General features: G+C 66.6%; 4 protein-coding genes. 2 read left to right on the forward strand and 2 right to left on the reverse strand.

Annotated elements, in window-relative coordinates:
- Positions 1-59: 59 nt before the first annotated feature.
- The gene (locus ACWEO7_RS38775) at positions 60-323 is read left to right on the forward strand and encodes a hypothetical protein (protein ID WP_452430735.1); all 264 of its coding nucleotides are present in this window, start codon (positions 60-62) and stop codon (positions 321-323) included.
- 179 nt (positions 324-502) lie between these two features.
- The gene (locus ACWEO7_RS38780) at positions 503-1426 is read left to right on the forward strand and encodes an alpha/beta fold hydrolase (protein ID WP_452430736.1); all 924 of its coding nucleotides are present in this window, start codon (positions 503-505) and stop codon (positions 1424-1426) included.
- 57 nt (positions 1427-1483) lie between these two features.
- Here ACWEO7_RS38780 and ACWEO7_RS38785 read toward each other — a convergent pair whose 3' ends face one another.
- On the reverse strand, positions 1484-2008 hold the full coding sequence (locus tag ACWEO7_RS38785) for a thioesterase family protein (protein ID WP_452430738.1): 525 nt from the start codon (positions 2006-2008) through the stop codon (positions 1484-1486).
- Positions 2005-2901, reverse strand: a complete 897-nt coding sequence (locus tag ACWEO7_RS38790) for an SCO6745 family protein (RefSeq protein WP_452430740.1) — start codon at positions 2899-2901, stop codon at positions 2005-2007. The genes ACWEO7_RS38785 and ACWEO7_RS38790 overlap by 4 nt, the downstream gene beginning before the upstream one ends.
- Positions 2902-3256: the final 355 nt, after the last annotated feature.

Genomic DNA, 3256 nt, shown 5'->3' on the forward strand with positions numbered 1-3256 from the left:
GGGCAAACCAGCCCGATCACCTACGAGCAACAGACCGCCAGTAAGGTACCGCTCGCAGCATGACAGCCGGTGTCCACACATCGGGGGGAACCGCCCTGGCCCTGCACGGCCTCGACCTGGCCAACGCCCTCGGCACCCCCGCGTGGACCACACCCACGGCCGCAGCCGCCGTCACCGACTTCCTCGGGGTCGACACAGCCGCCACACGCCTTGGCTGGGACCGAACCACCGCATTGGCCAAAGCAAGCGGGCGTGCACCACTCACCGCCGACGAACAGTCCGAACTCACTCGCGCCCGGATACCCTGGCATCAATTCGGGTAGAGGCGTCCTCCACCCACTCGTCCACCGATGACTTTCGCGGCACGAATGCCACTCTCCGAGAGAAATTTCGCGATATTGCTTCAGTCGAGCCCACGAGCTCGGCCAATAGTTGAATTCGACGTCAGAATTGAATACTGTCGGTGGCCGCCACAGCATCCGAACACGAGGTGGACTCAGGGATGGAAACACGCGATCCGTTGGACCGGTGGCTGCGGCTCGGCAGCCGCCAGGTCGCGACGAACGGGATCGAGTTGCGCGTCGTCGACCACGGCGAAGGCCCCGCGGTGGTCTTCTGCCACGGCTTTCCCGAACTCGGGTTCTCCTGGCGTCATCAAGTCTTCGCGTTCGCCGAGGCGGGATTCCGTACGCTGACCCCGGATATGCGTGGGTATGGTGGCAGCTCCCGCCCGGACCGGATCGAGGACTACGACATCGTCACCCTGTGCGCCGATCTGGTCGGCCTCCTGGACGAGTCGGGCCTCGATGACGCGATCTTCGTCGGCCACGACTGGGGCGCGTCGGTGGTCTGGCAGTTCGCCCTGCACTATCCGAGTCGGGTGCGGGCGGTGGCGGGCCTGAGCGTCCCGGCCACTCCGCGCTCCTCGGCCCCGCCGGTGGCGATCCTGCGGTCTCGGCTGGGCGACGACTTCTACATGTGCTGGTTCCAGGAACCAGGGCCGGCCGACGCGGCACTGGCCTCGGACGTGCGCCGCACGCTGCTGCAGGACGACGTCATCAGCGCTCGCGATCTGCAAGGCGCGAAGCAGGCGGTCCCGGCCTGGTCGAGCGAAGCCGAACTGGGCTACTACGTGCAGACTTTTACCGCCACCGGCTTCACCGGTGGTCTCAACTACTACCGCAACCTGGACCGGAACTGGGAACTCACCGCGCACTTGACCGAAGCGAAGATCGACCAGCCCGCACTGTTCATCGCGGGGTCGCAGGATCCGGTCATCCGGTTCACCCCGACCGCCAAGATGACCGCCGTGCTGTCGGACCTGCGCGGGTCGATCATGCTGGACGGCGCGGGGCACTGGATTCAACAGGAACGCGCGGCCGAAGTGAACGCCGCCCTGATCGACTTCGCCCGCAGCCTCGACTGAGCCGAAGAAAACGGGCGGCGGCGCCGTGTAAACGCTACGCCGCCCGGCCGGAGCTGCTCAGTCCCGCTCGCGGGCCATCGATGGACGCAATTCGAGCACCCCGTCGTCGGGTCCGAAACCAAGCGATCGAGCGCGCGCGATTGATTCGTCCAAGGCCGCGGCGACCGTGTCGGCGAATTCCGCCGGGCGGCGAGACACCCGATCGACGTTCATGCTCAGGAACTCGAACGAGCTCGCGACCTCGCCGACGGTGCGATTGACCAGATACGAGATACCGCGGGCGACCTTGCCGGTGCGCTCGAGATCGCAGACGTGCACCGAGACCTCGTGTCCTACCAGCACTTCCCGGTAGTACGCGACGTGCTGCTCCATCGCGAACAGACCGAACTCCCCGGACCCGGTGTAGCCGAGCGCACGGTGTTGCTGCCACATCGCCTCGCCGTGCAGCCGAAAGTAGTGCATCACGTTCATGTGCCGGTTGCCGTCCTCGAACTCCGGCGGAATCTCCCTGGTGAACGCGGCGGGGACCGCCAGTACCCGGGTGATCTCCGGCCGCACCGCCGCCACCTTCGCCCGGCTCATCGAGATTCGGCCTGGATCGCCCGCCGGTAGCGCTGCGACAGCACGGACGGAAATCCCAGATCGCCTTCGATGACCCGGACCGCCAACGACGAGGCCAGAGCGCGCAGACGTGCGCACCCGTCTTCGCCGATCGCCTCGTACGGATAGACCGCCAGCTCGTTGGTCCTGTCCTCGATCGCCCCGCGCCGGGCGGCGCCGTGCTCGCTCAGAGCGAGAGCGCCGTTCGCCAACCACCCGCGGGCACGAAGCCGGTCGACGCCGGATGCCCAGTCCTGCTCACTCCAGGATCGGCTGAGGCGCAGTACCTCGGCGGCGACCTCGCCCGTCGCGCTGTGCGTGATCAGTGCTTCGATACCGTCCAGTCCCTCCGTCGCCAGCAGCGCCACATGGCCGTCACCTCGATACTCCCGCAGCAGTGTCTGCGCGTGCCAGAGCACCAGATGCGGTTCGTCGGGCCAGGGCAGCGCCGCATGGGCCGCGAACAGCGCACGCCCATGGGGCCGCTCGCCGGCACGTTCGGCGGCACGCCGCGCCAAATCGGCGGCCTCGCGGACGTCGGCGTCGGCGATGGCACCGCCCCACGCCTGCCGCAGCGAACGGTCCGCGGCGAGCAACCTGGCGCGCAAGATCTCTGCGGGAGAGGCGATCTCCCACGCGGCAGGCAGGGCGACACGCACCGCGGCCGGATTGAAGTTGAAGAACGCGGCGATGGTGACATCGGCCGCCACCGGACCGAAGGCAGCGGACCTGGAGGCGAAGTACATCATCCGCGGATCGGTGAGGCCGAGGTCGCGATACACCTCGGGGCCGTGCGGGGTGAAGTAGATCATGCCGTGGATCGGCTCGAGGGCGCGGAAGGTCAGACGAGCACTCCGCGGGGAGACCGTGGTCAAGAGACTGCTCCGATATCTCGTGGTGCTGAAAACTCGACTTCGATAGTTACCCGAATCCGATGTCAAGTTCAAGAGATGGGTAAGCGTAGGCGGCCGCTCTTCGTCGGCGGCTCATGCGGTAAGGCCGGCGTTTGTTATTGAATCTGAACTCAGATTCAACTACGTTCGATTGCGAAAGCATGCCCGGATTGCCGGACAAGCGCCCAGTGCACGCATTCGGCAACGTGACGCCGCGTCCGGCGGCACGGAGCGGAGAGGAACGCCCATGACACTCCCTATGTCAACCTCATACCGCAGAAGTAGCGACCGGTTGTGGTTGCAGGGTTTGGGCGCCGCCGTGTCGGGCGGGGTCGTA

The organism is Nocardia sp. NPDC004260, from assembly GCF_053603155.1.

Coding starts and splice junctions, on each gene's coding strand:
- ACWEO7_RS38775 (WP_452430735.1), top strand. CDS start 60: ATGACAGCCGGTGTCCACACATCGGGGGGAACCGCCCTGGCCCTGCAC.
- ACWEO7_RS38780 (WP_452430736.1), top strand. CDS start 503: ATGGAAACACGCGATCCGTTGGACCGGTGGCTGCGGCTCGGCAGCCGC.
- ACWEO7_RS38785 (WP_452430738.1), bottom strand. CDS start 2,008: ATGAGCCGGGCGAAGGTGGCGGCGGTGCGGCCGGAGATCACCCGGGTA.